Below are 26,181 nucleotides of genomic sequence, written 5' to 3' on the forward strand. Positions count from 1 at the left end.
GCCCAATCGCCGGTTTTCCCGGTACACTGCCCCAAGAGCGCACCTTGGCCAATCTGCCGCCGCGCCGCCACAGGAGAAGACACACATGACATCTGGACGGGTGAACCCGCAATTCCGCCTCGAAGATCAGGGCATCGAGGGTCTGGGCAATGTCTATTACAACTTCATGGAACCGGCACTGATTGAAGAAGCCCTCAAGCGGGGTGAAGGTACACTTGGCAATGGCGGAGCTTTTCTTGTCAGTACCGGCAAGTTCACTGGCCGTTCTCCCAAGGACAAACATGTTGTCCGCACCGACAGTGTCGCCGATTCGATCTGGTGGGAAAACAACGCCGAGATGAGTCCCGAGGGTTTCGAAACGCTTTATGTCGATATGATCGAGCACATGAAGGGTCGTGACTATTTTGTGCAGGATCTGGTCGGTGGCGCCGACCCCGCTTATTCGATCAACGTGCGCATGGTCACCGAACTGGCATGGCATAATCTGTTCATCCGTCACTTGCTGCGCCGCCCGGATCGTGAAGACCTGGATGAGTTCATCGCGGATTTCACAATCATCAACTGTCCCAGCTTCCAGGCTGATCCGGCCAAGCACAACTGCCGTAGCGAGACAGTGATCGCACTGAACTTCGACCGCAAATTGATTCTGATCGGCGGCACAGAATATGCCGGTGAAAACAAGAAGTCCGTCTTCACCCTGCTGAATTACATGCTGCCCGAAAAAGGCGTGATGCCGATGCATTGCTCGGCGAACCACGCGGTCGGCAATCCCGTTGATACCGCAGTCTTCTTTGGCCTCTCGGGAACTGGCAAGACCACCCTGTCCGCTGATCCGGCCCGCACCTTGATTGGCGATGACGAACATGGATGGTCAGACCGTGGCACTTTCAACTTCGAGGGCGGGTGCTATGCCAAGACGATCAACCTGAACGCCGAGGCCGAACCCGAGATCTATGCAACCACCAGCAAATTCGGCACCGTGATCGAGAATATGGTTTTCGATCCCGAGACCAAGGAGCTGGATTTCGAAGATGACTCGCTGACCGCAAACATGCGTTGCGCCTATCCGCTCGAGTATATCTCCAATGCCTCGAAAAGCGCGTTGGGCGGGCATCCGAAGAACATCATCATGCTGACTTGTGACGCGTTTGGTGTTCTGCCCCCGATTGCGCGGCTGACCCCCGCTCAGGCGATGTACCACTTCCTGTCGGGCTTCACCTCGAAGGTTGCTGGCACAGAGCGCGGCGTGACCGAGCCCCAACCCACATTCTCGACATGCTTTGGCGCGCCGTTCATGCCGCGTCGCCCAGAAGTCTATGGCAACCTGCTGCGCGACAAGATCGCCCAGCACGGCGCGACCTGCTGGCTGGTGAATACCGGCTGGACTGGCGGCGCCTATGGCGTTGGCAGCCGGATGCCGATCCGTGCGACCCGCGGTTTGCTGACTGCCGCTCTGGATGGATCGCTTCGGGATGCGGAATTCCGCAAGGATGCGAATTTTGGCTTTGATGTGCCGGTTTCCGTCCCCGGTGTCGCCGAAGTTCTGCTGGATCCGCGTCGCACCTGGGACGACCAGGCCGCTTTCGATAAACAGGCTGAGAAGCTGGTTCAGATGTTTGCTGAAAACTTTGAGCAGTATCTGCCTTTCATCGACGAAGACATCAAAGCCGTAGCAATCGGCTAATGTTGCAAAAGGGGGGGCAAACCTCTCCCCTTTTTTCGGACAGCACATCTGTTGGCAATCGTCCTTATACGTCTAACGTAAGGTGTCCTTACAAATTCGTTGCCCGATTTGCCGGTTTAAGCTATCCAATGATGTCATTAAGACAAATTCGCCCGACGCAATCGCGCCGGGCGTTGTTCAAAAATACCTTGGGTAACTCAGCCGCGCACTCACATTCGCGAATTGAGAATCCTAATCAGATAGCAAGTGTATGCCAATGGGGATGAGTGTCAATATGAGACTTTCTGAACATTCAGATTTCAGTTCGTCTCATACCGCTGCTTTGTCGCAGCGCGTGACATGGGAAACGACAGGTAACGAAATGACTGAAATCTTAAAACTGACCGAACTGCGCAAACTGATGCAAAGCATGGAGCGCACGTTGGGGCTGGAACAACTCTCACCGGTAGAGCGCGATATCTATTACGCCGCCGAAGAACTGTCCAAAGCTGACCAGGAAGTTCGGACATTTGGGTTGATTGAACACACGCTTGTGCAAAGCGTCTCGCGCCCGACCTTTTTTCGTGCGCTGAAGTCGCTGGTGCAGAAGGGGTATTTGTCACAAAGCGGTAGCGCGAACCGTGGACGGTATGTTGTGCATGCGCCTAAGTAGTAAAGCGTTTGATCTGCGCATTGCTGGCTGACCGCCGTGCGCAGATGGGCCTCTGAAACGTTCTTTGCCTCACTGGCCTACGTGATTGCCTCGTTCCTTACGTTCGAGGTTCTGATGCCACTGCAGAACGTTTTCTTCCCCGAATATCCCAGCAAGGCCAGCCTGCTGTTTCTCCCGCATGGTGTGCGTGTGCTCTCTGCTTGGTTGTTGGGGTGGCGGGCGATTTTTGCGCTCTTGCCCGGTGTCTTTCTAGTGTTTGCCTTTCTCGGCGGAAGCGACGTCTTCCTGCCCAACCGTCTGGCCGCCATTGCAATCGCCGTCACAACCGTTCCTGCTGTATTTTACCTATGCAAATGGGTCGGCTTCGATCTGTTTCCCCACCCGGACCGCAAACCATGCTGGTCCTGCGTCATGGGGGTCGGGATCGTCACGTCAATATTGGTGTCCGTGCTGACCAATCTGGCTTTTGGCAGCGGTGGGTTGGAATATATCGCCTTCCTGATCGGCGATATCTCGGGCCTGTTCTTTCTGATGCTGGGGCTCTATTTCACGCTGCGCGCGATAGATCGGCGTGCCTAGCCCATCAGCCCGCGCCGCAACAGGTTCAGCCCTGCGATAAGCAGCACGAACAGGGTGATCTTGCGAAACAGCGCCTGATCTATGCGCGACTGCAGTTGCAACCCCACCCACATGCCCGCCAGCCCCGGCAGCACCAGAGCAGCCGAGAACGGAGCGGTTTCGGCGCGGAAAATCCCGGAGCCCATATGCGCGAACAGCAACGCCAACGCCCCCAAACCATAGATGACCCCCTGCACACGCATCTGCACCGCTTTCGGGGTGTTTAAGGCGGTCAGATAGGCAACGGTTGGTGGTCCCCAAATTCCAGACATCCCCCCGACAAAGCCTGCAACCGCGGCGATCATGGCCTCTATTCGGGCAGATGGGCTGGCCAATTTCAGACGCAGACCCAATACTTGGATCAATGCAAAGACTGTCACCGGGATGCCAATCATCAACAAAAAAGTTGATGCTGGCACAGCGCTGACCAACTGAGCACCAATCAGCAGAAACACCAACCCGACAACCAGAAATACACGGAACTGACGGATCGAGGACACGGCGGCCGGAACACCCCCGCGCAATGCCTGCACCCCATTTGTCACCAGGGTTGGCAGAATAAGCCCCGCGATCGCCATATCCGGCGAAAGGAACATGCTCAGCCCCGAGATCAGAACCATTGGCATGGCAAACCCGACCATGCCTTTGACCCAACCGGCAATGAAGGCAACCCCACAGGCCAGCAGCAGTTCTTGGGCAGAGAGCATAGAAAACAACGTCATGGCTCCCTGATATCACTCCTGACAGGTGCTGCACTGCAAAAATGATCAAGCAACTTTAGAACTTTTTAGTCGCATAATTCGTATTTTTGTTGCGCTGCACGTGCAGCATGATATGACCAGACGACTTTAGGAGAAAGCTGATTCATGGCCCATGACGGACAGGATATGACCCAGATGATTACATCCGCGATTTTGCCCGAGCTTCTAACGCTGACACGTGCGGCTCTGCCCGCCGTGGACACCGTATTCGAACGCGCCCGCGAGTCGGTCCGCGCGATGGTGACAGAAGATGGTCGCGTGTCCGGCGCTCTGATCGAGGCCAATCAGACCGCCGCTCATGGCCTGGCCTGGCTGGCGACGTACAATCAGTCACTGCAACAAATGCAACGCTGGGCCGAAGCCTTGGAGGCAGACGGAAAGTTCGGTGAGATCGAACAGTTGCTGCTCCAGATCGCCTTTGGTGAATACCTGCACCAGGTCGCGGGCGGCATCCCGATGAACCAGGGTGAGGTTCTGCGCCTTCAGGATATGGGATTGGGCTGGGACGCCCTGTCCGGTTTTCAATGCGCAGAAGTGCAGACACTAATGGCGCAGGCCAACTCTCAGGCCGCCCGTACGCGTCTTGTTCAGCTGATGGAAGATCAGGCCGGTGCTACAATGTTTGGCGCTTCCGGTTTGGACGAAGAACTGGAAATGATCCGCGACCAGTTCCGCCGCTATGCCCAGGAAAAAGTCGAACCAAACGCCCATGATTGGCACCTTAAGGATGAGCTGATCCCGATGGAGATCATCGAGGAGCTTGCCGAGATGGGTGTATTTGGTCTGACCATCCCCGAAGAGTTCGGCGGATTTGGCCTGTCCAAAGCCTCTATGTGTGTGGTCTCGGAAGAGCTGTCGCGCGGCTATATCGGCGTTGGCTCATTGGGTACCCGGTCCGAAATTGCGGCCGAGCTGATCATCGCAGGCGGCACAGACGAGCAAAAAGCCAATTGGCTGCCTAAAATCGCCAGCGCCGAGATTTTGCCGACCGCCGTATTCACTGAACCCAACACAGGTTCGGACCTTGGCAGTCTGCGCGCCCGCGCCGTCAAGGATGAGAACGGCGATTACCAGATCACCGGCAATAAAACCTGGATCACCCACGCGGCGCGGACCCATGTGATGACCCTGCTAGCCCGCACCAACCCCGACAGTACCGATCACCGCGGCCTGTCGATGTTCCTGGCGGAAAAAACACCTGGAACGGACGAGAACCCCTTCCCCACCCCCGGCATGACTGGCGGTGAGATTGAAGTGCTGGGTTACCGCGGCATGAAGGAATACGAGCTCGGCTTTGATGGCTTCAAAGTCAAGGGTGAGAACCTTTTGGGTGGCGAAGAAGGCAAGGGTTTTAAACAGCTCATGGAAACCTTCGAATCCGCCCGCATCCAGACCGCGGCCCGCGCCATCGGTGTGGCCCAAAGCGCGCTGGACATCGCCATGCAATACGCGCAGGACCGCAAACAGTTCGGCAAGTCGCTGATCAACTTCCCCCGCGTGTCCGGCAAGCTGGCGATGATGGCGGTCGAGATCATGATCGCACGACAGCTGACCTATTTCTCGGCTTGGGAAAAAGACAACGGTCATCGCTGCGATCTTGAGGCCGGGATGGCCAAGCTGCTGGGCGCCCGCGTGGCCTGGGCTGCTGCCGATAACGGCCTGCAGATCCACGGCGGCAACGGCTTTGCACTGGAATACAAGATCAGTCGCGTGCTGTGTGACGCACGTATTCTCAATATTTTTGAAGGGGCTGCCGAAATTCAGGCACAGGTGATCGCGCGGCGTCTGCTGGGCTGACCTGTTACGGCAATCCTGTTTCCCCAACTCGACCCGGCGCACGCGCCGGGTTTTTTTGCCCGCAATACTACAATCTTCTGTTCCCAGTATTATTATTGATACCTGCCCTGATGTCCACGCTCGACCATGACCAGCCGCAGCACAAACTTCCCCCTATCACTGCGTCGATTATCCCGGTAGATCAGCGATTGATCACGAACCAGCGGCGAACACATGACCCGATCCATTCTTGTCCTTCTGGCCACGCTTGCGGCACTGGCCCTTGCCGGCTGTGCCACCCCTCAACCGACCGCAACGCAGAACGACATAGACGAGCTGGCGCTCGCCATCCGTTCTATGGGCCCTAAGGTTGATCCAGCCGAGGCACAGAAGGCGGCCACCATTGCCTATACCTATTCGCAGCGTCTGGCCCGAGAATGGCAGGTCACCGACCCGGCCATCATCCACAACGCCAAGGTCATCAACGGATTTCGTGAGCGCGGCCTGTGCAACGACTGGGCCGAAGCGATGACCAGCCGTTTAAGGGCCGAAAACTTCCGCACCCTGGAAATGCACTGGGCTACATCACCGCCAACGCCGCTGAGGATCATCCACCATTCCGCAGTGATCAGCGCAAAGGGCGACACGATGTTCGAGGGCATCGTCCTTGACCCATGGCGCAACAGTGGCGCGCTGACATGGGCGCCAACGCGCGAAGATACGCGATACAACTGGCGTACCCGCATGGAGGTGCGCACCGCTTTGCTAAACGGAGAGCAACCCTACTGAGTTTAGGACGGGGTCTTACACTGGCTGATCCGTTCTGCCACCACGGGCAACATCCGCGCAGCCACCAGCTTTGACCCTTCGGGCGTCAGATGCGTGTAATCGACATACAGCACCTTGTCTTTGTGGAGGGAGCCGCCGATCTCGGCAATATCGGTGAAAGGCACATTGGCCTCTTCAAACAAAGCAGGGAAATCGACCCGCGCGCGATGCATCAGATCTTCGCGTCCCGGCTTGTACCAATCCCGCGTGAGCTGGGCGATTTCGCGGTCGGTCTCGCTTAGGACATTGGTGTCCTCATAGACGACCTCAGGCTGCAAAAAGACGTGATAGCAAAACCCATGATAATCACCGAATGTCTCGATCAGCTTGTAATTGCGCAAAAAACCGACCTTTGCAGTCTGCGCAAGCTCTGCTGAAAAGTCTCTTTGCAAGGCGGTAACATCCCCATACGTGATATTTTTGGGGATTTCATAGCGGTCGAACAAGCCTTGCGTAAATTTCGAAGCCAGTTTGAAGGTATAGGAATACTGCGCCGGGTACCGCAGGAACGCATAGGCTGAAAAGAAGGGTTTGCGATCATTCAAGGCGTCAATCATGCGTGCGGACGAGTAAGCATAACTTTGGACCGGATTGTCGACCCCAACATTGTAAAAATCATTGTGGCCATCCAGAAACACAATCATGTCAGGGCTGTACTCATATAGCGTCTCGTACAGGTACAACACATGTTGAAAACTGTGATACGCAACAACTCCGGCGTTGATCACTTCAATCGTCACACCGGGCATCTGATCGCCCAACCGCTCGCGCAGGTCCTGCTGCAGGAAATACGCAACCGTTTCCTGATTGGTGAGCGTTGGGTGGTCAGGATAAATACTGCCCTGCGATCCGATGGCATAAGCAGTTGAGCCACCCATCAGAAAAATGCGGAACGTGTCGTCGGGTTTTGGCTGTTCAATCAGCGTATCGTGGCGGAACCCTTGATCGGAATGGATACGCTGCCCGCCAGTATCAAATCCTCGCTGATAGTCTGGGTTCAGTTTGTGACCACGGATCGAAGAGTATAGATGTCGCTCTGCCGTATTGCCCAGCGTGTTGTCATACACATAAACCACGGTGAAATACGAAAGCAGTTCAACCAGCAGGAAGAGAAAGAGGGCATAGATCAAAATCATAAAAAACTTGGTTACAGGTCGCATCCGCCCTATGCCAACATCATCATTTCCGCTCACTACGAAGCTCCAATTCTATCAGGTCAAAATCAAATAAACCTGGCGTAGATACCGGTGTAAAAATTCCACCTAACTGCCCAAATCTTAGGAAAGGCCCGTTATTCGCTTTCAATATGTCCAAGATGTTTTGCAAGTCAACGGTCAGCATTGTATCCGATCCTTTACCTAGTCGGTTCAAAACAATGCGTCCAAGCCCAGGAAACTGTTCTTCGCTGATTTCAGGAATTCTGCCATGTTGCGTTACATAATGCTGCTTTCCCTTTCCGGATTACTCCAATGTCAGAAGGATGAAACCGTTGCGGCCTATGGTGCTGCCGAACGGGAATGGGCCCTGCAAGAGATCAACGGTCAGCCCTACAATGCCAGTGCCTTATTGCGATTTCCGGAAGAAGGCAAAGTAGCGGGCAACGCCCCCTGCAACAGCTACACGGGCAGGCTTAACGCGCCCTATCCATGGTTTGAGCTGACCAGCCTGACAGCGACCCGTGCCGCCTGTGCCGGGCTTGAGGCAGAAGGGATCTATTTCGCCGCCTTGCTTGTCATGACCCAATCCGAAGTATCAGGGAACCTGCTGATTTTGCGCGATGAGGACGGGCAGGAAATGGTGTTCAAAGCTGCCGATTGATCTGATCAATAAACCGCGCCCGTGCGCCGGGCAGAGGGTTGTTCCCCAACGACGGAGCGACATGGTTCTCTAGAAAATGTCCGGTGGTCAACAATCCTTGCACCAATTCGGTATCCGGCGCGTCGCCCACGCCACGTAGGCAAGGTGGCAAGGGAAGCAACCTATCCACCCAGTCCCCTGCCCCATCAGCACTGACCGCACGGCCTGTTTTCGGAGAAACATAGACCAACCCATCGTTCGCCCCGGTCACGGCACAGCGTGTCAGGTCAAGGCCAAACCCCAGCTCTTCCAGCAGCGACAATTCCCACCGCAGATAGGCAAGCACCCAAATTTCGTCCTGACCCAGCAGGTCCATCAACTGTTCGGTTTGTTTATAGATGCGCGGATGCGCTTCGCGCTCAGGCAAACAGAACGAGAGCAGGGCCACCACCGCATTCAATCCGGCCAGCGCAAGCCTACCCGAAAACGCCGCCGCCGCCCGCGACCGCAGGGGCTCGACCTGAAAAGTGCCGATATGCTCCTCGAGCCGTGCGCGCCAAAGCACATCTAATTGCGCCCCGGGCTGCAGGATCGGCGCAATCTTGCGGCTGGTTCCACCACGTACGACGCCGGCATGACGACCGTGGCCTTCGGTAAAGACCTCGATAATTGCCGCCGTTTCGCCATGGCGGCGTGAGGTCAGAAGTATGCCGTGGTCGCGCCAGTCCAAAGCGTGTCCAATCTTGTGGGGTCAGTCCTGCCCGAGCAAAAGAACGCAAAGCCGGGACCACTGCAAGAGAGACCGGGAAATCGTCGACCTATTGGGTCAGAACGTGACCCCCGCGTGGATCAGGATACCCAGTACCATAAGAAGGTTCAGCACCATAGAAATGCCGTTGCCAATATAGATGGGCAACTTCTTGACGATCAGACCGTAGATGAACCAAAGCAAAGACAACGCCGCATAGAGCGACCATGTTAACAGCGATTGGCCCGACGCATGTTGAGAGTGGGTAAAGAAGAGCTTCACAAGCTGTGGAAGCGTGGCAAATGGGCCTAAAATGCCGACAAATACCATGAAGCCCTCGAAGTGCTTCATCACGAGACCAAGGTTTGACTTTATGAACTTCTGACTAAATGTTTCAGCCAACGTAAGACCTCTATCCTTGTCATATGCCGCAACAACCCGTTTCAGCACCATCCGTTAAATACGCATACAAATAGCGAAAATGGACCGTCTTACCAAGACCTATGACATAACTTTGGCAGAGACCTGCACCGCGTCTGTGCTACTACCGCTAATCCAGACCGTCCTCACCCAGCAAATGGCGCCCCTGCCGGTCTTCGACCTCAATCACCCAGAGGTCAGGGTCAAAGCTGCGCTGGCGTTGGATAGCCTCGTCCACATCGACTTCGGGACCAGAGGAGAGTTCAACCCACTTGCGCTCACCGCTCATCAGATCAAAGCTGCGCTGGAAGGCTGTGGCCTGACCGTCCAACGTGTTGAGCTTGATCAAAACCGCGCCGGCTGTGTCGTCACCATGGGCCACAACAAAGGCCGGTATTTCCTGAAATCGCAACCGTGCCAGATAGGCGTGAACCCAGAAGTCTGCCGTCAGTCGCGTCATGCGTTTCCGTCTTTGAATTCCAGACCCATTTCCGAATAGCGCTCGGATTCCTCCAGCCAGTTTGGCCGGACTTTGACCTGCAGGAACAGGTGGATCTTGCGATCAAGGAACTCTTCCAGCTCGGCCCGTGCCGCCTGGCTGACGGCCTTGATGGTCTCGCCCTTTTTGCCCAGAACGATACCTTTATGGCCGTCGCGCATGACATAGATTATTTGGTCGATCTTTGCCGACCCGTCCTTGCGCTCTTCCCAATTCTCGGTCTCGACGGTCAGCTGATAGGGCAGTTCCTGATGCAGCCGCAGGGTCAGCTTTTCGCGTGTCATTTCAGCCGCGATCATACGCAACGGCAGATCAGCGATCTGGTCTTCCGGATATAGCCACGGGCTCTCGGGCAATTCGCCCGCCAACCATTTTCGCAGATCGTCAACGCCATGGCCCTTCTCGGCCGAGATCATGAATGTCTCGGCGAAAGAATAGCGGGAGTTGAGATCGCTGGTCAGGGCCAGCAGAACTTCGGACTGCACCCTGTCGATCTTGTTGATGGCCAGCGCGACGGTGCGGCCCTGCCCGATCTCATTCAAACCTTCAAGGATGCGCTCTACACCCTCGGTGATGCCACGATGCGCTTCGACCATCAGAACAACCACATCGGCATCCGCGGCCCCGCCCCATGCGGCGGCCACCATTGCCCGATCCAGACGGCGACGCGGTTTGAAAAGGCCCGGCGTGTCCACAAAGACCAGCTGTGCATCACCTTCCATCGCCACGCCCCGGATGCGGGCGCGGGTCGTCTGAACCTTATGTGTCACGATCGAGACCTTGGCCCCGACCATGCGATTCAGAAGGGTGGATTTGCCTGCGTTGGGCTCTCCGATCAGGGCGATAAATCCGGCGCGTGTCGTCATCTGGGGTTTGATCCTGTTTGCAGATGGGCCTCCCTATCGCAGAAAGAGGCAGCGGACCAGAGCGATTTGCAGCTTTGGCACATGCGTTCAGGATGGCATTGGGTGGGGTATGGTGGGCGACCCGTCACCGGAAATGACCCGGGTTCGACCGATAGGCATTTCCGGCCAGCCCTCAGGAGACAGACTGTTTTTACCCGGTAGACTAATTCTGCAAACGGTCCAGCAACGACTTGGCAGCCGCCTGTTCGGCCTGACGCTTTGACCCTGCTGTTGCCTGCTCTTCCGCCCCGTCCTGAAGACGCGCAGCAATGGTGAAGACCGGCGCATGGTCCGGGCCAGAACGTCTGACTTCGACATAGCTGGGCGGTTTCTGGCCCCGTGCCTGCGCCCATTCCTGAAGCGCCGTTTTGGCGTCACGGGCGTCGGCCTCGACATCGTGGATGCGATCACCCCAGAGCTTTAAGATTACGGCGCTGGCGACCTCGAAACCGGCGTCGCGATAAACCGCAGCAATGACTGCCTCCATCGCGTCGCCAAGCAAAGCTTGTTTGCGCCGCCCTCCGGACAGCATTTCAGATCGGCCCAGTTTCAGTACAGCACCCAAATCAATCTGCAGCGCCACATCTGCACAGGCCTCTTTGCGCACAAGCGCATTGAACCGGGGTGCAAGCTGACCTTCGCTCGCTTTTTTGTCGGCTTCCAACAAGGCCGTCGCCATCACCAGACCCAGCACCCGGTCGCCCAGAAACTCGAGCCGCTGGTTGTCCGGGCGCGTGGCCGAGGATACCGATCCATGGGTCAACGCGCGCACCAGCAACTCGGGGTTGGCAAATTCATGCCCCAGACGTTTTTGAAACGCCTTTATTTCGGCGGAAAGCTTCAATTCACAGCCTTAAAGAAGCGGTCTCCGCGCCAGGTCCAGAAGAACAGCATCGACCGGCCAGCGGATGAGAACATGATACGATCTGCACGACCAATCAGGTTTTCATAGGGTACATATCCGACACCCCCGGCCGATTGCGGCAGGCGGCTGTCGCTGGAATTGTCGCGGTTATCGCCCATAAAGAAGTATTCGCCTTCGGGCACTGTATAGACGCCGGTATTGTCCGACCCCTGATTACCGATATTGAGCACATCATAGGACACCCCGTTGGGCAGGGTTTCGATCATGCGGGATTTCTCACACACGCCACCACGGCCAACCGGGCCGTTTTCACAGCGCGGGCGCAACCCTTGCGGACCTTGCGGCGCCGCGACCTCGGTGAAGACGCCATCGGGTTGCTGCGGAACCGGAGTACCGTTCAAGATGATCTGGCCCTCGATGATCTGGATACGATCGCCGGGCAGGCCGATCAGGCGTTTGATATAATCGCGGCCCGTTACCGGATGACGGAATACGATCACATCACCGCGCTCGGGATCGCCGGCCCAGATACGGGTGTTGTCATCACTTTGCATCCAGCCACAGACATCCTCGGCGTCGATATTGAGGCCGGCGCTAGGAATAATCAGACTGGGGCAAGAGGCATAGGAATATCCATAGGCCATTTTGTTGACGAACAGGAAATCCCCGATCAACAAGGTCTGTTTCATCGACCCTGACGGAATCCAGAACGGCTGAAAGAACAGGGTACGGAAAACGCCCGCGATCAACAGCGCATAGACGATGGTTTTGATCGTCTCCCACACGGGATTTCCGGTTTTGACGTCCTCGGCCATACTGCTCTCCGGTCCTTGGTTTGTTGGGGTGCTACATGCGCGGCGCGGCGGGGTTAGTCAAGACAGAGCGCTGCGTTCGCGAATTGGGCGCGCCTCGATCACCACGAAGGCCTGCGCCCAGGGGTGGTCATCGGTTAGGGTGACGTGGATGATCGCCGCATGACCCTCGGGGGTCATATCGTTGAGCCGTTCCGCCGCCCAACCGGTCACATGCATCACTGGTTGGCCGGTTTTAAGGTTTGTTACAGCCATGTCCTTCCAGGAAATCCCCATACGAAGCCCGGTGCCCAGCGCCTTGGAGCACGCCTCTTTCGCGGCCCAGCGCTTGGCGTATGTGCCTGCTGTGTCGGCGCGGCGTTCAGCCTTGCGTTGTTCAGTGTCGGTAAAAACGCGATTACGGAACCGGTCACCAAACCTGTCGAGCGTGCCCTGAATGCGGTCTATGTTTGCGAGGTCTGTGCCGATGCCTAGGATCATGACAACCGAACCGTCAAAATCTTGTAACTTGCCACCCCAAAGAACCCGGCAAAGGCAAAATCGAACCAGCGGCGGGCGCGGCGGTAGGCGCGGACTGTGCGCTCAGACGAGAACAGGAATGCATAGCTGATGAAAATGAGCAGCGAGCCCGCGTAGAGTAGGCCGAAATAGCCAAGCAGCATCGACAAGCTGGCGTCATTCGGGGCAACGATAGCGTAAATCGAGCCCCAGCTGAGGATCGCCTTGGGGTTGGTCAGGTGGATCGCCGCGCCTTTGGCAAAGATGGTGCGTAGCGAGCCGGTGACCGGGTTGCCCAACGCCATCTCATCCGACGACAGCGCCCGTTTCAGGGCCTTGAGCGCTAGCCAGCCCAGATAGGCTACACCGACATAGCGGATTACTTCGAACACCCAGACATTGGCTAGCATGATCGCCGACAGGCCCAGCGCGGCGGCGATGCCCCAGGCAGCGGACCCCGCACAGATACCCAGTGCAAAGACCAGACCGGCGCGGCGGCCTTCGTTCATTGCAGTTCCGGCGATGCCCATGGTTGCCGGACCGGGTGAGCCTCCGGCCATCAACCAGGCGATCCAGATTGCTATGAAACCCGAGGTTATCATCCCCGCGCCTCATCCATCAGGCGGCGCATTTCCTGAATGGCGGGGGTCATGCCCAAAAAGATCGATTCGCCAATCAGAAAGTGACCAATGTTCAACTCGCGCACCTCGGGGAAAGCGGCGACAGGTTTGACCGTGTCGTATGTCAGACCATGTCCGGCATGCACTTCGAGGCCAAGCGAATGGGCAAAGGCGGACATATCGCGTAGGCCTTCCAGCTCTTGCGCTGCCTCATCCAGTTTGCCTTCGGCATGGGCGTCACAATAGGCGCCTGTGTGCAGTTCGATCACTTCGGCCCCGATGCGATGCGCGGCCTCGATCTGGCGACGGTCGGCGGCGATAAAGATCGACACGCGACAGCCCGCATCACGCAAAGGTGCAATGAAATGGGCCAGTTTGTTTTCTTCGCGCGCGACTTCCAGCCCGCCTTCGGTGGTCCGTTCCTCGCGCTTTTCGGGGACGATGCAGACCGCGTGCGGCTTATGGCGCAAAGCGATTTGTTGCATCTCGGGCGTGGCTGCCATTTCAAAATTCAGAGGCACCGAAAGAACCTCCATCAACCCGTCAATATCTGCGTCCGAAATATGCCTGCGGTCTTCGCGCAGATGGGCAGTAATGCCATCTGCACCGGCCTGCTCGGCCAGCGTGGCCGCGCGCAAAGGGTCGGGATAGACCCCACCACGTGCATTCCGCACTGTGGCCACATGGTCGATATTCACACCGAGACGCAAACGGTTCTCAGACATCCTTTGATTCCTTTCCCAAATCCTGGCTCGAGCCTAGTTGGTTTGACTCTGGAACGGCAGCCTCGGATTCAGCCAGACGTTTGATTTCTTCAAACTTCTTTTTGATCCTGTCGCGACGCCGTTGCTGATAGGTGTGGACCAGCGGCAGGCTGAGATAGTAGCAAACCACCCCAGCCAGCAATCCGGGAAGAATGCCGCCAATCAGGTACGGAAAGAAAACCTCGTCGTAGAAAATTCCCAGCCCGTGCCAGTCAGCCACCCGGTCGGTGAATACTGCAATCAGGTTGTCTTTGAGATCACCGATCGCATTGGCGAACTTCCCCATAAGCCCATGGGTGTCGCCCTCTTCAAACTCGGTGCCCAACAGGAAATGCCCGGTCTGAAGGCAAACCACCCCGATGGGCACATAGGTCAATGGGTTTCCGAAAAACGTACCGCTGAGTGCAGCCAGCATATTGCCGTTGAACAATCGCGCAGCCAGGGCGGCAATGCCAAAATGCAGCCCGTAAAAAGGTGTAAAGGCCGCAAACACTCCAAACCCTACCCCACGGGCGATGCGTTCAGGTGAATCCGGCAATCGCCGGACGCGGTGTTTCACATAGTGAAAGGCCCGGGTCCAGCCACCACGAGGATAGACGAATTCCGATGCGATCTGGACAGGCGAGCGTCGATCTCGGCGCTTGAATACCACTCCTGATCACCCCTTCTCAGCCAGCCGCAACTGCGGATTTAGCTCTGTCTCTGAAACGTTCAACCGCTGCAACATCGCTTTCGGCCTCAAGCATCAACATCAACGAATGCAACTGCTCTAGGTCGCGCAGTTCTACGTTGACCAGCAGGCGGTAAAAATCCGGTTTGCGATCCACAAATTCTAGGTTCGAGATATTGGCCTTTTTCTCGCCGATCAATGTACAAATGCGACCCAGCACACCTGCGTCATTGCCAATCGTAACATCAATCGTTGCCCCGTAAACAGCCGGGTGAGTTCCCGAGTGCCAGTGCAGATCGACCCAGCGTTTGGGCTCACTCTCGTATTCGCTCAGGCGATCGCAGTCGATTGCATGCACGACAACACCTTTGCCGCGATAAGTGATCCCGACGATCCGTTCACCCGGCAATGGCTGGCAGCAAGGGGCGCGGTCAAACTTCTGCCCCGGCTCAAGACCGATCACGGCCCGGCGCATCGGAATGGCATCACCATCATCCTGCGTCAGTTCCGGGTAGACGGCGCTGACCACATCATGGGCAGTTAGTTCTGCACTGCCCAGGCGCGCCAACAGTTCATGCCGGTCTTTCAGGCGCAGATGCTTGGCAGCAGTGTCCAGCGCCTTGTCGGTCGCTTTGCGCCCGACATGTTCAAATCCCGATCGCGCCAGTTCTTTGCCCAGCTTGATGAACCGCTCTCGGTCAACCTCGCGCAGGGCGCGACGAATGGCTGTACGGGCTTTACCGGTGACGGCAATTTCCAACCACGTGACTTGGGGAGTCTGACCGTCAGCTGTTATGATATCCACCGACTGCCCGTTTTTGATCCGGGTCCAAAGTGGCACGCGAATACCATCAACCTTGGCCCCTACACAGGCGTGCCCGATGCGCGTGTGGATGGCATAGGCAAAGTCGATCGGCGTCGCACCACGCGGCAGTTTCACCACGTCCCCCTTAGGCGTGAAACAAAAGACCTGATCCGAATACATCTCGAGCTTGACTGCCTCGAGGAAATCCTCGTGATCCTCTTCGCTGTCGAATTGTTCGGTCAGGTTGGCGATCCACTTAGCCGGGTCGACTGCAAAGGGGTTTTCCGAACGCACGCCATCCCGATAGGACCAGTGCGCGGCCACGCCAGTTTCGGCGACATCATGCATCTGACGGGTGCGGATCTGAACCTCGACCCGCTTGCCGTCACGGCCTGAAACGGTGGTGTGGATCGACCGGTAACCGTTCGATTTCGGCTGACTGATATAATCCTTAAACCGCCCCGGCACGGCGCGCCAACGCTGGTGGATCGCGCCAAGGGTTCGATAGCAGTCTTCTTCGCTTTGCGTAATGATGCGAAAACCGTAGATGTCGGACAGGCGCGAAAAGCCCTGATCCTTTTCCTGCATCTTACGCCAGATCGAATACGGCTTTTTGGCACGACCAAACACTTCGGCTTCGATGCCCGCCTTTTCCAGCTCGTGCCGCATGTCGCCGGTGATCCGGTGAATCACGTCGCCGGTTTCACGTTGCAAGGTGATAAAGCGGCGAATGATCGACTGGCGACCCTCGGAATTCAAAACGCGGAAAGCAAGATCCTCAAGCTCTTCACGCATCCACTGCATACCCATGCGACCGGCGAGCGGCGCATAAATATCCATCGTCTCGCGCGCTTTGACGATCTGCTTTTCGGGCCGCATCGCCTTGATTGTGCGCATATTGTGCAGACGGTCTGCCAGCTTGACCAGAATGACCCGCAAATCCTTGGACATCGCCATGAACAGCTTGCGGAAGTTCTCGGCCTGTTTGGTTTCGCGGCTGGACAGCTGAAGGTTTGTCAGTTTGGTGACCCCATCAACCAGCTTGGCGACTTCTTCGCCAAACAGCTCAGACACTTTGCCGTAATTGGCCTTGGTGTCTTCGATCGTATCGTGCAGTAGCGCCGTGATAATAGTCGCATCATCCAGACGCTGTTCGGTCAGGATGGCGGCAACGGCAACGGGGTGGGTGAAATAGGGCTCGCCAGAATGGCGGAATTGCCCATCATGCATCTGCTTGCCGAACTCATAAGCTTTGGCAATGCGGTCTGCATTCGTCTTGGGATTGTAGTTGCGGACCAGCGCAATCAGGTCTTCAGCAGAAATCATCCGGTCCGCACCTTCATTTGTGGGGATTACCCCTGGCCTTGAGCCTCCATCAGAGCGCGCAGCAGCTTTTCTTCGGACATGTCGTCATCCGCAGGCTTGTCTGTTTCCGCACCCATCAGCAGCGCCATCTGGTCTTCTTCAGGCTCGTCGACCTCGATTTGGGTCTGGTTGGCCTCAATCAGCCGCTCGCGCAGCTCATCAGCGCTCTGGGTCTCGTCAGCGATCTCACGCAGAGAAACAACCGGGTTTTTGTCGTTGTCACGGTCAACGGTGATCGGACCACCGGCGGAAATCTCGCGCGCACGATGGGCGGCAAGCATCACCAGTTCAAACCGGTTCGGAACCTTGTCTACGCAATCTTCAACCGTCACGCGGGCCATGGGGCGCTCTCCGTTACTGAATCCATGTCAGGAAGAGGTTTATCTAAGGGCGAATCCCTGCCTTGACAAGCAGGAAATGCTGCAAATGCACCAATCATAACGGGGTAACTGCCGCAATATCGTCCGAAGGAAGCCCCGCAAGCATTTCCCTGACGGTCTGGTCCAGTATCGGATGCCGCCAGTTCGGGGCAACATCCGCCATGGGAACAAGCACAAACGCACGATCCTGTACCCTTGGGTGCGGCAGGATCAACTGATCCGGCGCCTGCTGTTTCTGATCTTCGGGCGGCAGCGATAACCAGCTTTGAAAAACCTCGCGGTCGGGCAGAACCAGATCATCGTAACAGACCAGGTCCAGATCCAACGTCCGCATTCCCCAGCGCTGAATCCTCTCGCGCCCGTAATCATGTTCAATTCCATGCAATATCTGCAGCAACTCAATGGGTGACCTTTCAGTCTCGATCAACACGGCCGCATTCACATAGTCCGGGCCCGCGCCCGCAGGAAAACATGGGGTCGCATAAAAGCGGCTTTCAGCCCGAATCAACAGCCCCTGGCGCAAAATCGCGTCAATGGCATGCCGTAGCGTCAGATGGGGCTCAAAACCTCTCACTTTGAGATTTGCACCGAGGGCAAGCACTGCTTTTGAGGTGGTTTTGCGCATCCTACTCCCTATATTCGGCGAATTGCATACTTGCGATACACCATAAAACCCCTAATTATGGAGATATCAATGCGCTGTATTTTCCCAAGACTCACTCACGTAACACGCAGCGCGCTGATTTGTACCGGAAGGACCTATTTATGTTTTATAAAGACGAACGGCTAGCGCTGTTCATCGACGGCTCGAATCTTTATGCAGCCGCAAAAGCACTGGGGTTTGACATTGACTATAAACTGCTGCGCCAGGAATTCATGCGCCGCGGTAAGATGCTCAGAGCTTTCTATTACACAGCGCTACTTGAAAATGACGAGTATTCGCCCATCCGTCCACTGGTTGATTGGCTGCATTACAATGGCTTCACCATGGTTACGAAACCGGCAAAAGAATACACCGACAGCATGGGGCGTCGGAAAGTCAAAGGTAACATGGATATCGAACTGACCGTCGATGCCATGGAGCTTGCACCACGTGTAGACCATATCGTGCTGTTTTCCGGCGACGGAGATTTCCGCCCGCTGATCGCAAGCCTGCAACGTCAGGGGGTACGCGTTTCTGTGGTGTCGACCATCCGCAGCCAGCCACCCATGATCTCGGACGAATTGCGCCGCCAGGCCGACAACTTCATCGAGCTGGAAGATCTCCGCGACGTGATCGGTCGTCCGCCGCGCGAAATGCCGATGGAACCGCGCACCGTTGCCGCAGGCGGGTAGTAACTGGCCCCAAAGCAAACTCGGTTGAAAATTAGCGCGGTCAGGGGAAACCCTGGCCGCGCTTTTTAAACAAAGATCAGGTGCTGAAAACACCTATTGGCTAGCATTGAACCATGTCGGATCAATGACATTGTCCTGACTGGACCATGGCCGTGAAAAGACTTACCTGTGTCGGTAAGGAGAACGCGACATGACCAAGCCCCCCCTGACCCTCTATCTCGCCGCCCCGCGCGGGTTCTGTGCTGGTGTCGACAGGGCCATAAAGATTGTCGAGATGGCGCTGCAGAAATGGGGTGCCCCGGTCTATGTTCGGCACGAGATTGTCCATAACAAATTCGTGGTCGATGGACTGCGTGCCAAAGGTGCGATCTTTGTCGATGAACTGGAAGACTGCCCCGACGATCGGCCAGTGATATTCTCGGCGCACGGGGTTCCCAAATCGGTACCCGCGACGGCGGCGCAGCGCCAGATGGTCTATGTCGACGCCACCTGCCCGCTGGTCTCCAAAGTCCATGTCGAAGCACAGCGCCACGCCGAAGCCGGGCTGCAGATGATCATGATCGGACATAAGGGCCATCCCGAAACTATCGGAACGATGGGACAGCTACCGGAAGGAGAGGTTTTGCTGGTCGAAACGGTTGCAGACGTTGCAGACGTCCAGGTCCGCGACCCTGACAAACTGGCCTTTGTCACTCAGACGACCCTGTCGGTTGACGATACAAAGGATATCATTGCAGCGCTTCGGACCCGGTTTCCATCTATCGTCGGCCCTCACAAAGAAGATATCTGTTACGCCACAACCAACCGGCAAGAAGCAGTCAAGGTTGTGGCCCGGAAGTCCGATGCCCTGCTGGTTGTGGGGGCGCCGAATTCATCTAACTCGCGCCGTTTGGTCGAGGTCGCGGCACGCGCGGGATGCAGCTATGCCCAACTGGTGCAGCGCGCGACCGATATCGATTGGCGCGCCCTCGAAGGTATCTCTTCGGTCGCTCTGACAGCAGGCGCTTCTGCCCCCGAGGTTCTGATCAACGAAGTTATCGATGCGTTCCGCCAGCATTATGATGTGACGGTCGAGATGGTCGAAACAGCGACCGAGAATGTCGAATTCAAAGTCCCGCGCGTCCTGCGCCAACCCGCATGAGCGGCATACCAAGGGCGCCGCTGTTTCTGGGGTTGGCCGGGCTGATCCCCTTCATCTGGGGCGCTCTGACCTATCTGAACGACGATCTGAACGACTGGGGCCGACAGGCACTGGGCGCACGTTTTGTCGGTCCGTATATCCAGTTGTATTATGGGGCGATCATCCTCAGCTTCATGTCCGGCGTGCTGTGGGGGTTTTCCAGTAAAACCTCTGGCAGCAAGGCCGCGACCTGTTATGCGCTGTCCACATTACCCGCCCTGTGGGCCTTTCTGAAAACCGGCAGCGGGCCTGTCAGCACTGGCACAAATCTAATGTGGGGGTTTGGCGGGCTACTGGTGTTGGATGCCATCTTTTCGTATTGGCGGCTAACACCGGTCTGGTGGATGCGGTTGCGCATTTTGCTGACCGCAGTCGTATTGGCCTGCCTTGCCGTCGGAGTCTATCTGTGAGCGATCCCAAAACTATCAACGCCTATACCAACAACGTGGCCGAATACCTCAAGGTTCCTCTACCACCGGAGCAGCTGACATCGCGTCAGGAATTTGTCGATGCCGTCGGTAAGGGGCATGTTCTGGATCTGGGCTCGGGCCCCGGGTCAGACAGCGCGTTCTTTCTACGCCAGGGCCTGAGCGTGCATGCGCTGGATGCGACGCCCGCTTTTGTTGACTATGCGCGCGCCAATGGCGTGGACGCGCATCTAGGTACTTTCGACGACGTGACCGAAGTGGCCGCATATGACGGCATCTACGCCAGCTTCTCGCTGCTGCACGCTCCCCGCAAGGATTTCCCACGCCATTTGGTGGCCATCCACCGGGCGCTGAAAACGCAGGGCGTTTTTTTCCTGGGCCTCAAACTGGGCACGGGCGAACATCGCGATCATCTGGATCGCTATTATAGCTACTTCTCGCAGACCGAGATCGAGGAGGCCCTGGCAGATGCCGGCTTTACCATCGACGGGATTAGGACCGGGATCGGCAAAGGTCTGGCGGGTTCTTACGATGGCTTCATTCTGGTGCTGGCCCATGCCTGAACTGTTTGCCTATACTGACGGTGCTTGTTCCGGTAATCCAGGCCCGGGTGGCTGGGGCGTTTTGCTGCGCGCAATGGACGGCGACACCGTCCTGAAACAGCGTGAACTGAGCGGCGGCGAAGCTGAAACGACCAACAACCGAATGGAACTTCTGGCCGCAATCAGCGCGCTTGAAACGCTTGAACGTGCCTCTAAAATCACCGTAATCACTGACAGCGCCTATGTGAAAAACGGCGTCACCGGCTGGATATTCGGTTGGAAAAAGAACGGCTGGAAAACCTCGAACAAAAAACCGGTCAAGAATGTCGACCTGTGGCAACGGCTGGATGAGGCGCAGGTGCGTCATAATGTGACCTGGGAATGGGTCAAGGGCCACGCGGGTCACCCGGAAAACGAAAAAGCCGACGAACTGGCCCGTGCAGGCATGGCCCCGTTCAAGCCCAAGAAGACGCAGCCATGAACGGCCTGGACCTGCTCGATTATGCCTCGGTTCTGGTTTTTGCGCTGACCGGCGCATTGGTCGCCAGTCGCGCGCAGCTTGATCTTGTAGGGTTTGCCTTTATCGCCTGCCTGACCGCCGTTGGCGGCGGCACGGTGCGTGACCTGCTGTTGGATCGGAATCCGGTGTTCTGGGTTGGCCAGCCCAGCTATGTCCTGATGGCCTGCAGTGCGGCAGTCCTTGTGTTCTTTACAGCCCATCTGGTCGAAAGCCGGTATAACTGGCTGGTCTGGCTGGACAGTTTCGCCCTGTCCATCGCGGTCGCTGCCGGCACGGGCGTCGCATTATCCTTGGACCAATCCGGTACGATCGTGGTGTTGATGGGTGTCACCACCGGATGCTTTGGCGGCCTGATGCGGGACGTGGTCTGCAACGAGGTTCCGCTGGTGCTGAAACAGGGTGAACTTTATGTGTCTTGCGCCCTTGCAGGCTCGGTAGCGGCCGTTATTGCCAACCGGATGGGGTTCGAGGAGCTGACCGTGCTTGCCGCCTGCGCCCTGATCTGCTGGGCATTGCGCGCAGGATCGCTGCTGTTCGGCTGGAAACTGCCCGTCTACAAAAGCCGCCCGCCACGCAGTCGCCCTTGATCAAGGCTTAGCGGCGCTTATAGGTCTGCCAGATCCAGATCACCAGAAGCGCGCCCAGCACAGCGCCGATGAACCCGGACAGCCAGCCCATCATCGTGACCAATGCCCGCAGAAGAAATCCACCAACCAAGGCACCAATGATACCGATCGGCATGGTGGTTGGGATATCTGCCTCAATCCGCATCAGGCGGGTGGCCAGAAAACCCGCAGCGGCGCCGATGACGATCAGGGCGATGACGGGCATGTCACTTCCTCCAATGGGTCGGAACGATGATCAGCGCCCCGATCGAGGACAGCACTGCATCCAGACCAGGCGGGCCAAAGCTGACCCCGAACATAATGCGCACGAAATAGAACAGGAATGCACCACCGACGCAGATGATGATCGACTGCAGAATGCCATTATGGGTAAAGCCGGATTTCTCGGACAGATAGCCGACAATCCCAGCAATAACGACAGTCCCCATCAGGATCATGAACATGGTGGCCTACTCCGATGACAGGCGGGTACCAACGGCAATCGGCCACCCCCGCAGAAAAGTTTCCCTATCCTGTGCCCCTTTACCCGCCCGTTGCAAGCGCAGTAGCTCAACCGCGTCATCGTCACAAGCAACCTTCAGTTGGTCGTCAAGAACCTCTCCTGCAACACCCTGCCCCTCGGCCAATTTGGAACCAAGCAGCTTGATCCGCTCCCCATTCATCTCGGTCCAGGCGCCGGGAAAGGGGGACAGGCCACGGATCTGACGGTCAATTTCGACCGCGGGTCTGGCCCAGTCAACACGCGCCTCAGCCTTGTCGATCTTGGCGGCATAGGTCACGCCGTCGTCGGGTTGAGGCTCGGGCGTCAGGTTCGGCAGTTTGGACAGTGCCTCGACGATCAGAGAAGCGCCCATTTCGGACAGCCGGTCATGCAACTGCCCTGTGGTCTCCTGCGCACCAATGTCGGTGGCCCGCTGCAACAGGACTGGCCCGGTATCCAGACCAGCCTCCATCTGCATGATGCAAATACCGGTCTGCGCATCACCCGCCATGATCGCCCGATGGATCGGCGCAGCCCCCCGCCAGCGCGGCAACAGGCTTGCATGAATGTTCAGACATCCTTGCGTAGGCGCATCCAGAATCGGTTGTGGCAACAACAGGCCATAGGCCACGACGACAGCCACATCCGCATTCAACGCGGCAAAGGCGTCCTGTTCTTCCGCTGATTTCAATGAGACCGGATGCCGAACGGTCAGTCCCAATGCCTCGGCCCGAGCATGAACGGGGGTTGGACGATCCTTTTTGCCCCTGCCCGCTGGGCGCGGAGGCTGGCAGTAGACGGCGGCAACCTCATGCCCCGCATCAATCAGCGCGTCCAGCACCGGAACCGAGAAATCGGGTGTCCCCATAAAGATCAGCCGCATGCCTACCCCAGCTTTTTAGCTTTGCGCAGCAGAATGTCTCGTTTGACCTTGCTGAGCCTGTCGAAATACATCCGCCCGTTTAGATGGTCGATCTGGTGCTGCACGCTGGTGGCTTCGATCCCGACAAAGTCACGGCGGTCGATGATGCCTTTTTCGTTGAGGAACTTTACCGTCACAGCCCGGGGACGTTTCACCTTGGCCGACACGCCAGGCAAGTTTGGGCTGGCTTCTTCATGCTCGCGCAATTCGACCGATCTGTGCAGGATCTCAGGGTTTGCCAGCCGCACAGCCCGCCCCCGCTCGGTCGAGCCATCGACCACCGCCAGCCGGAGCATCACGCCGATCTGCGGTGCGGCAAGGCCGACGCCGGGCATCGCCTCCATCGTGTCGATCATGTCATCCCAGATGGCACGAACCCCGTCAGTAATTTCGGTGATATCTTCGGCTTTGGTCCGCAGACGCTTATCAGGCCATGGCAGGCAGGTACGAACGGTCATTCGCGCGCCTGCTCGCGTTTCAGCTTTTGCATTTTTCGGGTGATCATCTGGCGTTTCATAGGCTTGAGATAGTCGATGAACAGCTTCCCGTTCAGGTGGTCAATCTCATGCTGGACACAGGTTGCCCAAAGGCCATCGAATGTTTCCCGCTGCGCGTTACCATCACGATCGATCCAAGCCACGTCCACGACCTTTGGGCGCGTGACGTCGGCGAATTGTTCAGGGATCGAAAGACAACCTTCTTCATAGACATTCGTCTCGTCCGACGACGCGACCACTTCGGGGTTGAACATAATCAGCGGGCGTTGAGCCTCGCCCTCTTCCTTGACACAGTCCATAACGATCAGCCGGTCCAGCATCCCAATCTGAGGCGCTGCCAGCCCGATACCAGGCGCATCATACATCGTCTCAAGCATGTCATCAGCCAGCTGGCGCAATTCGTCCGTCAGATCCACTACGGGAGAGCAGATCTTTTTCAGGCGGGGGTCGGGATGGATCAGTATATTGCGTTTCATGAGGTTGATTTAGGCCATCACGCCCTAAGCCGCAACGCCCCCCTTGCACCTGCCGAATTTGCGGCTAGCTTTCATCCGGACAGATGGAGCAGATATGACATTCAACGACCTGATCGACCGCCGCGGCACTAACAGTTCGAAATGGGACAAGCTTGAAAAGCTGTATGGCCTTTCGCCGGATGACGGTCTGGCAATGTGGACGGCCGATTCCGACTATTCTACGGCGCCTTGTGTGATCGACGCTGTGCGTAACGCGGCGGATCACGGTGTTTTCGGATATTCCTGGATGCACCCGGACTACCTGAATTCCATCCAATGGTGGATGAAGAACCGCCACGGGTGGGAGATCGATTCTGATTGGATTCTGACGTCGCAGGGTCTGGGAAATGCGATTGCGCTCTGCCTCGATGTCTGGACCAGTCCGGGCGACGGAGTGGTCATCTTTACACCCGTCTACCATGAGTTTGCACATAAGGTGAACAAGTCGGGTCGGCGCGTGGTGGAATGCCCCTTGATGCGCGACGGCGACGGCTATGGCCTTGATCTGGAAGACGCGCAGTCGCGGCTGGATGGAACCGAGAAGATGCTTTTGTGGTGCTCGCCTCAGAACCCCTCGGGCCGGGTCTGGACGCCAGAGGAATTGCGCGCAGTCGCGGCATTTGCGGAACGGAACGACCTTATTCTGGTTTCGGACGAGATTCACCACGATCTGGTCTATCCCGGCACGACCTTTGTTCCGATGGATGTCGCCGCGCCGGATGCGCGGCCCTGGACCGTGACACTGACGGCAGCGTCCAAGACTTTCAACATCGCCGGTCAACGGACGGGGAATATGATCATCCCCGACCCGGACCTGCGCGCTGCGATGCGTCACCGAATCCAGACACTGGATTATGATCCCAGCGCATTGGGAGTCGCAATGATCACCGCTGCCTATTCGCCTGAAGGGGCCGCTTGGGTGGATGAACAGATCGCCCATCTTGATAGCAACCGAAAAATCTTTGACGCTGCAATCGCAGAAATCCCTGGCCTGTGGTCAATGCCCTTACAGGCAACCTATCTGGCTTGGATTGATTTCTCGGGCACCGGAATGGACCACGCAGAATTTACCCGGCGTCTGCGCGAGGATGCAAAAATCGCCACCTCGCCCGGCCCCGGCTTTGGTGCGGGCGGAGAGACATTCGAGCGGTTCAATCTAGCGACGCAACGCGGGCGTGTTGAAGAGGCCAGCAAACGGCTGAAACACGCGTTTTCCGATCTGCAATAGCGGAATGCCCATCGGCAGACCCGATGGGCAAAAGCCTAGTCCTTGTTTCCAAGCAGCGCGATGGGCGCGTCCGGAGATCGATAGAAATCCAATGGGGCCTTGTCGGAGGCGGCCGTGCTGCGCTTGAATTCATAGCGCATTTCGCCTGCCTCACATTCATCGGCAATGATCAGGCATTGATATAAGTGACGCGCGCCATCGTAGATATCGACCAATCCGCGCAATCGAGGCGTGGTTGCAGCCTCTACGGTGAAGCCATCCTTCCACAATCGGAGAATTTTGTAGGTATTGTCACCCAATTCGACACGAAGTCGGCTGGTTTTCTTCAGACTCGCGATTCGCGCAGCATCCAATTCGGCGCTGATTTCTTTGGAAACATAGGTACTCATATCAAAACTCCCCCGCAGCGGACTCTATTTTGGAACGTAGACTGTAAAAAT

Annotated in this window: 34 protein-coding genes; 13 read left to right on the forward strand and 21 right to left on the reverse strand. The window is 56.9% G+C overall.

Going from position 1 to position 26,181, the window contains the following annotated elements; genetic code table 11:
• Positions 1 to 85 precede the first annotated feature (85 nt).
• From AC2FLE_RS16590 to AC2FLE_RS16600, 3 genes are all read left to right on the forward strand, one after another.
• Positions 86 to 1,684: a phosphoenolpyruvate carboxykinase gene (locus AC2FLE_RS16590; protein ID WP_496698418.1), complete on the forward strand. Its 1,599-nt coding sequence runs from the start codon at positions 86 to 88 to the stop codon at positions 1,682 to 1,684.
• A 274-nt stretch (positions 1,685 to 1,958) separates the two neighbouring features.
• Positions 1,959 to 2,336, forward strand: coding sequence for a hypothetical protein (locus AC2FLE_RS16595; RefSeq protein ID WP_246097302.1), 378 nt, complete (start codon positions 1,959 to 1,961; stop codon positions 2,334 to 2,336).
• A gap of 36 nt (positions 2,337 to 2,372) precedes the next feature.
• A complete protein-coding gene (locus AC2FLE_RS16600; protein WP_496698419.1) occupies positions 2,373 to 2,915 on the forward strand; it encodes a hypothetical protein in 543 nt (180 codons plus the stop codon).
• Here the strand turns inward: AC2FLE_RS16600 and AC2FLE_RS16605 are convergent.
• Positions 2,912 to 3,676: a sulfite exporter TauE/SafE family protein gene (locus AC2FLE_RS16605; protein WP_496692203.1), complete on the reverse strand. Its 765-nt coding sequence runs from the start codon at positions 3,674 to 3,676 to the stop codon at positions 2,912 to 2,914. The genes AC2FLE_RS16600 and AC2FLE_RS16605 overlap by 4 nt on opposite strands.
• Positions 3,677 to 3,820: 144 nt before the next feature.
• Here AC2FLE_RS16605 and AC2FLE_RS16610 point away from each other — a divergent pair, with 144 nt between their 5' ends.
• Entirely contained in the window at positions 3,821 to 5,512 is a 1,692-nt protein-coding gene (locus AC2FLE_RS16610; RefSeq protein ID WP_496698421.1) for an acyl-CoA dehydrogenase family protein, read from the forward strand.
• A 213-nt stretch (positions 5,513 to 5,725) separates the two neighbouring features.
• Positions 5,726 to 6,280 (forward strand): hypothetical protein, encoded by a 555-nt coding sequence (locus AC2FLE_RS16615; RefSeq protein ID WP_496692201.1) that lies wholly within the window; start codon positions 5,726 to 5,728, stop codon positions 6,278 to 6,280.
• Positions 6,281 to 6,282: 2 nt separating this feature from the next.
• On the opposite strand, the gene AC2FLE_RS16620 is transcribed toward AC2FLE_RS16615, so the two are convergent.
• On the reverse strand, positions 6,283 to 7,512 hold the full coding sequence (locus AC2FLE_RS16620; protein ID WP_496698423.1) for an SGNH/GDSL hydrolase family protein: 1,230 nt from the start codon (positions 7,510 to 7,512) through the stop codon (positions 6,283 to 6,285).
• 232 nt (positions 7,513 to 7,744) lie between these two features.
• On the opposite strand from AC2FLE_RS16620, the gene AC2FLE_RS16625 reads away from it, so the two are divergent.
• Positions 7,745 to 8,137, forward strand: coding sequence for an META domain-containing protein (locus AC2FLE_RS16625; protein ID WP_496698425.1), 393 nt, complete (start codon positions 7,745 to 7,747; stop codon positions 8,135 to 8,137).
• On the opposite strand, the gene recO is transcribed toward AC2FLE_RS16625, so the two are convergent.
• The 13 genes from recO to folK form a co-directional block, all read right to left on the reverse strand.
• Complete coding sequence (recO, locus tag AC2FLE_RS16630) at positions 8,121 to 8,846, reverse strand: DNA repair protein RecO (protein WP_496698427.1); 726 nt, start codon at positions 8,844 to 8,846, stop codon at positions 8,121 to 8,123. The genes AC2FLE_RS16625 and recO overlap by 17 nt on opposite strands.
• Before the next feature lie 96 nt (positions 8,847 to 8,942).
• A complete protein-coding gene (locus AC2FLE_RS16635; protein ID WP_496698429.1) occupies positions 8,943 to 9,317 on the reverse strand; it encodes a SemiSWEET transporter in 375 nt (124 codons plus the stop codon).
• Between the two features lie 97 nt (positions 9,318 to 9,414).
• On the reverse strand, positions 9,415 to 9,744 hold the full coding sequence (locus AC2FLE_RS16640; RefSeq protein ID WP_142639253.1) for a DUF1491 family protein: 330 nt from the start codon (positions 9,742 to 9,744) through the stop codon (positions 9,415 to 9,417).
• A complete protein-coding gene (gene era / locus AC2FLE_RS16645; RefSeq protein WP_496690318.1) occupies positions 9,741 to 10,649 on the reverse strand; it encodes a GTPase Era in 909 nt (302 codons plus the stop codon). The genes AC2FLE_RS16640 and era overlap by 4 nt, the downstream gene beginning before the upstream one ends.
• A 202-nt stretch (positions 10,650 to 10,851) precedes the next feature.
• The gene (rnc, locus tag AC2FLE_RS16650) at positions 10,852 to 11,532 is read right to left on the reverse strand and encodes a ribonuclease III (protein WP_142639249.1); all 681 of its coding nucleotides are present in this window, start codon (positions 11,530 to 11,532) and stop codon (positions 10,852 to 10,854) included.
• Complete coding sequence (gene lepB / locus AC2FLE_RS16655) at positions 11,529 to 12,368, reverse strand: signal peptidase I (RefSeq protein WP_496698432.1); 840 nt, start codon at positions 12,366 to 12,368, stop codon at positions 11,529 to 11,531. Before lepB ends, rnc begins: the two co-directional genes overlap by 4 nt.
• A gap of 57 nt (positions 12,369 to 12,425) precedes the next feature.
• Positions 12,426 to 12,845 carry a holo-ACP synthase gene (gene acpS, locus AC2FLE_RS16660; protein WP_142639245.1) on the reverse strand — a complete coding sequence of 140 codons (420 nt, stop codon included), beginning with the start codon at positions 12,843 to 12,845 and terminating at the stop codon, positions 12,426 to 12,428.
• The gene (locus AC2FLE_RS16665; protein WP_271951355.1) at positions 12,842 to 13,465 is read right to left on the reverse strand and encodes a LysE family translocator; all 624 of its coding nucleotides are present in this window, start codon (positions 13,463 to 13,465) and stop codon (positions 12,842 to 12,844) included. The genes acpS and AC2FLE_RS16665 overlap by 4 nt, the downstream gene beginning before the upstream one ends.
• Positions 13,462 to 14,208, reverse strand: coding sequence for a pyridoxine 5'-phosphate synthase (locus AC2FLE_RS16670; protein ID WP_142639241.1), 747 nt, complete (start codon positions 14,206 to 14,208; stop codon positions 13,462 to 13,464). Before AC2FLE_RS16670 ends, AC2FLE_RS16665 begins: the two co-directional genes overlap by 4 nt.
• The gene (locus tag AC2FLE_RS16675) at positions 14,201 to 14,899 is read right to left on the reverse strand and encodes a DUF2062 domain-containing protein (RefSeq protein ID WP_142639238.1); all 699 of its coding nucleotides are present in this window, start codon (positions 14,897 to 14,899) and stop codon (positions 14,201 to 14,203) included. Before AC2FLE_RS16675 ends, AC2FLE_RS16670 begins: the two co-directional genes overlap by 8 nt.
• Positions 14,900 to 14,915: 16 nt before the next feature.
• Positions 14,916 to 17,048 carry a RelA/SpoT family protein gene (locus AC2FLE_RS16680; RefSeq protein WP_142639236.1) on the reverse strand — a complete coding sequence of 711 codons (2,133 nt, stop codon included), beginning with the start codon at positions 17,046 to 17,048 and terminating at the stop codon, positions 14,916 to 14,918.
• Positions 17,049 to 17,074: 26 nt separating this feature from the next.
• A complete protein-coding gene (rpoZ, locus tag AC2FLE_RS16685) occupies positions 17,075 to 17,428 on the reverse strand; it encodes a DNA-directed RNA polymerase subunit omega (protein WP_142639234.1) in 354 nt (117 codons plus the stop codon).
• A 94-nt stretch (positions 17,429 to 17,522) separates the two neighbouring features.
• Positions 17,523 to 18,092: a 2-amino-4-hydroxy-6-hydroxymethyldihydropteridine diphosphokinase gene (gene folK / locus AC2FLE_RS16690; RefSeq protein WP_496698436.1), complete on the reverse strand. Its 570-nt coding sequence runs from the start codon at positions 18,090 to 18,092 to the stop codon at positions 17,523 to 17,525.
• 140 nt (positions 18,093 to 18,232) lie between these two features.
• Here folK and AC2FLE_RS16695 point away from each other — a divergent pair, with 140 nt between their 5' ends.
• The 6 genes from AC2FLE_RS16695 (at position 18,233) to AC2FLE_RS16720 (ending at position 22,059) form a co-directional block, all read left to right on the forward strand.
• The gene (locus AC2FLE_RS16695) at positions 18,233 to 18,802 is read left to right on the forward strand and encodes a LabA-like NYN domain-containing protein (protein ID WP_142639223.1); all 570 of its coding nucleotides are present in this window, start codon (positions 18,233 to 18,235) and stop codon (positions 18,800 to 18,802) included.
• A 190-nt stretch (positions 18,803 to 18,992) separates the two neighbouring features.
• Positions 18,993 to 19,943: a 4-hydroxy-3-methylbut-2-enyl diphosphate reductase gene (gene ispH, locus AC2FLE_RS16700; protein WP_496698438.1), complete on the forward strand. Its 951-nt coding sequence runs from the start codon at positions 18,993 to 18,995 to the stop codon at positions 19,941 to 19,943.
• A complete protein-coding gene (locus tag AC2FLE_RS16705; protein ID WP_282022242.1) occupies positions 19,940 to 20,392 on the forward strand; it encodes a DUF3429 domain-containing protein in 453 nt (150 codons plus the stop codon). Before ispH ends, AC2FLE_RS16705 begins: the two co-directional genes overlap by 4 nt.
• Positions 20,389 to 20,973: a class I SAM-dependent DNA methyltransferase gene (locus AC2FLE_RS16710; RefSeq protein ID WP_496698439.1), complete on the forward strand. Its 585-nt coding sequence runs from the start codon at positions 20,389 to 20,391 to the stop codon at positions 20,971 to 20,973. The genes AC2FLE_RS16705 and AC2FLE_RS16710 overlap by 4 nt, the downstream gene beginning before the upstream one ends.
• A complete protein-coding gene (gene rnhA / locus AC2FLE_RS16715) occupies positions 20,966 to 21,433 on the forward strand; it encodes a ribonuclease HI (protein ID WP_496698441.1) in 468 nt (155 codons plus the stop codon). Before AC2FLE_RS16710 ends, rnhA begins: the two co-directional genes overlap by 8 nt.
• Positions 21,430 to 22,059, forward strand: a complete 630-nt coding sequence (locus AC2FLE_RS16720) for a trimeric intracellular cation channel family protein (protein WP_496692194.1) — start codon at positions 21,430 to 21,432, stop codon at positions 22,057 to 22,059. Before rnhA ends, AC2FLE_RS16720 begins: the two co-directional genes overlap by 4 nt.
• A gap of 7 nt (positions 22,060 to 22,066) precedes the next feature.
• Here the strand turns inward: AC2FLE_RS16720 and AC2FLE_RS16725 are convergent, their stop codons facing one another.
• The 5 genes from AC2FLE_RS16725 to def (AC2FLE_RS16745) are packed head-to-tail and all read right to left on the reverse strand — an operon-like array spanning position 22,067 to position 24,474.
• Positions 22,067 to 22,303: a GlsB/YeaQ/YmgE family stress response membrane protein gene (locus AC2FLE_RS16725; protein WP_496698443.1), complete on the reverse strand. Its 237-nt coding sequence runs from the start codon at positions 22,301 to 22,303 to the stop codon at positions 22,067 to 22,069.
• Between the two features lies 1 nt (position 22,304).
• Entirely contained in the window at positions 22,305 to 22,541 is a 237-nt protein-coding gene (locus tag AC2FLE_RS16730) for a hypothetical protein (protein WP_142639214.1), read from the reverse strand.
• Between the two features lie 6 nt (positions 22,542 to 22,547).
• Entirely contained in the window at positions 22,548 to 23,462 is a 915-nt protein-coding gene (gene fmt / locus AC2FLE_RS16735; RefSeq protein ID WP_496698444.1) for a methionyl-tRNA formyltransferase, read from the reverse strand.
• 2 nt (positions 23,463 to 23,464) lie between these two features.
• Positions 23,465 to 23,959, reverse strand: a complete 495-nt coding sequence (gene def, locus AC2FLE_RS16740) for a peptide deformylase (protein ID WP_496698445.1) — start codon at positions 23,957 to 23,959, stop codon at positions 23,465 to 23,467.
• Positions 23,956 to 24,474: a peptide deformylase gene (gene def / locus AC2FLE_RS16745; RefSeq protein ID WP_496698446.1), complete on the reverse strand. Its 519-nt coding sequence runs from the start codon at positions 24,472 to 24,474 to the stop codon at positions 23,956 to 23,958. The genes def (AC2FLE_RS16740) and def (AC2FLE_RS16745) overlap by 4 nt, the downstream gene beginning before the upstream one ends.
• A 94-nt stretch (positions 24,475 to 24,568) precedes the next feature.
• On the opposite strand from def (AC2FLE_RS16745), the gene AC2FLE_RS16750 reads away from it, so the two are divergent.
• On the forward strand, positions 24,569 to 25,741 hold the full coding sequence (locus tag AC2FLE_RS16750) for a MalY/PatB family protein (protein WP_496692190.1): 1,173 nt from the start codon (positions 24,569 to 24,571) through the stop codon (positions 25,739 to 25,741).
• 35 nt (positions 25,742 to 25,776) lie between these two features.
• Here the strand turns inward: AC2FLE_RS16750 and AC2FLE_RS16755 are convergent, their stop codons facing one another.
• Positions 25,777 to 26,130: a hypothetical protein gene (locus tag AC2FLE_RS16755; protein WP_142639206.1), complete on the reverse strand. Its 354-nt coding sequence runs from the start codon at positions 26,128 to 26,130 to the stop codon at positions 25,777 to 25,779.
• Between the last annotated feature and the right edge of the window lie 51 nt (positions 26,131 to 26,181).

The organism is Ruegeria sp. CDSA077 (assembly GCF_059612265.1).

What these genes read in the sequence shown, in the direction of transcription:
- AC2FLE_RS16590 (WP_496698418.1), top strand. Translation starts at nt 86, where the DNA reads ATGACATCTGGACGGGTGAACCCGCAATTCCGCCTCGAAGATCAGGGC.
- AC2FLE_RS16595 (WP_246097302.1), top strand. Translation starts at nt 1,959, where the DNA reads ATGAGACTTTCTGAACATTCAGATTTCAGTTCGTCTCATACCGCTGCT.
- AC2FLE_RS16605 (WP_496692203.1), bottom strand. Translation starts at nt 3,676, where the DNA reads ATGACGTTGTTTTCTATGCTCTCTGCCCAAGAACTGCTGCTGGCCTGT.
- AC2FLE_RS16610 (WP_496698421.1), top strand. Translation starts at nt 3,821, where the DNA reads ATGGCCCATGACGGACAGGATATGACCCAGATGATTACATCCGCGATT.
- AC2FLE_RS16615 (WP_496692201.1), top strand. Translation starts at nt 5,726, where the DNA reads ATGACCCGATCCATTCTTGTCCTTCTGGCCACGCTTGCGGCACTGGCC.
- AC2FLE_RS16625 (WP_496698425.1), top strand. Translation starts at nt 7,745, where the DNA reads ATGTTGCGTTACATAATGCTGCTTTCCCTTTCCGGATTACTCCAATGT.
- AC2FLE_RS16635 (WP_496698429.1), bottom strand. Translation starts at nt 9,317, where the DNA reads ATGGTGCTGAAACGGGTTGTTGCGGCATATGACAAGGATAGAGGTCTT.
- AC2FLE_RS16640 (WP_142639253.1), bottom strand. Translation starts at nt 9,744, where the DNA reads ATGACGCGACTGACGGCAGACTTCTGGGTTCACGCCTATCTGGCACGG.
- era (WP_496690318.1), bottom strand. Translation starts at nt 10,649, where the DNA reads ATGACGACACGCGCCGGATTTATCGCCCTGATCGGAGAGCCCAACGCA.
- lepB (WP_496698432.1), bottom strand. Translation starts at nt 12,368, where the DNA reads ATGGCCGAGGACGTCAAAACCGGAAATCCCGTGTGGGAGACGATCAAA.
- acpS (WP_142639245.1), bottom strand. Translation starts at nt 12,845, where the DNA reads ATGATCCTAGGCATCGGCACAGACCTCGCAAACATAGACCGCATTCAG.
- AC2FLE_RS16665 (WP_271951355.1), bottom strand. Translation starts at nt 13,465, where the DNA reads ATGATAACCTCGGGTTTCATAGCAATCTGGATCGCCTGGTTGATGGCC.
- AC2FLE_RS16670 (WP_142639241.1), bottom strand. Translation starts at nt 14,208, where the DNA reads ATGTCTGAGAACCGTTTGCGTCTCGGTGTGAATATCGACCATGTGGCC.
- AC2FLE_RS16680 (WP_142639236.1), bottom strand. Translation starts at nt 17,048, where the DNA reads ATGATTTCTGCTGAAGACCTGATTGCGCTGGTCCGCAACTACAATCCC.
- rpoZ (WP_142639234.1), bottom strand. Translation starts at nt 17,428, where the DNA reads ATGGCCCGCGTGACGGTTGAAGATTGCGTAGACAAGGTTCCGAACCGG.
- folK (WP_496698436.1), bottom strand. Translation starts at nt 18,092, where the DNA reads ATGCGCAAAACCACCTCAAAAGCAGTGCTTGCCCTCGGTGCAAATCTC.
- AC2FLE_RS16695 (WP_142639223.1), top strand. Translation starts at nt 18,233, where the DNA reads ATGTTTTATAAAGACGAACGGCTAGCGCTGTTCATCGACGGCTCGAAT.
- ispH (WP_496698438.1), top strand. Translation starts at nt 18,993, where the DNA reads ATGACCAAGCCCCCCCTGACCCTCTATCTCGCCGCCCCGCGCGGGTTC.
- AC2FLE_RS16705 (WP_282022242.1), top strand. Translation starts at nt 19,940, where the DNA reads ATGAGCGGCATACCAAGGGCGCCGCTGTTTCTGGGGTTGGCCGGGCTG.
- rnhA (WP_496698441.1), top strand. Translation starts at nt 20,966, where the DNA reads ATGCCTGAACTGTTTGCCTATACTGACGGTGCTTGTTCCGGTAATCCA.
- AC2FLE_RS16720 (WP_496692194.1), top strand. Translation starts at nt 21,430, where the DNA reads ATGAACGGCCTGGACCTGCTCGATTATGCCTCGGTTCTGGTTTTTGCG.
- AC2FLE_RS16725 (WP_496698443.1), bottom strand. Translation starts at nt 22,303, where the DNA reads ATGCCCGTCATCGCCCTGATCGTCATCGGCGCCGCTGCGGGTTTTCTG.
- AC2FLE_RS16730 (WP_142639214.1), bottom strand. Translation starts at nt 22,541, where the DNA reads ATGTTCATGATCCTGATGGGGACTGTCGTTATTGCTGGGATTGTCGGC.
- fmt (WP_496698444.1), bottom strand. Translation starts at nt 23,462, where the DNA reads ATGCGGCTGATCTTTATGGGGACACCCGATTTCTCGGTTCCGGTGCTG.
- def (WP_496698445.1), bottom strand. Translation starts at nt 23,959, where the DNA reads ATGACCGTTCGTACCTGCCTGCCATGGCCTGATAAGCGTCTGCGGACC.
- def (WP_496698446.1), bottom strand. Translation starts at nt 24,474, where the DNA reads ATGAAACGCAATATACTGATCCATCCCGACCCCCGCCTGAAAAAGATC.
- AC2FLE_RS16750 (WP_496692190.1), top strand. Translation starts at nt 24,569, where the DNA reads ATGACATTCAACGACCTGATCGACCGCCGCGGCACTAACAGTTCGAAA.
- AC2FLE_RS16755 (WP_142639206.1), bottom strand. Translation starts at nt 26,130, where the DNA reads ATGAGTACCTATGTTTCCAAAGAAATCAGCGCCGAATTGGATGCTGCG.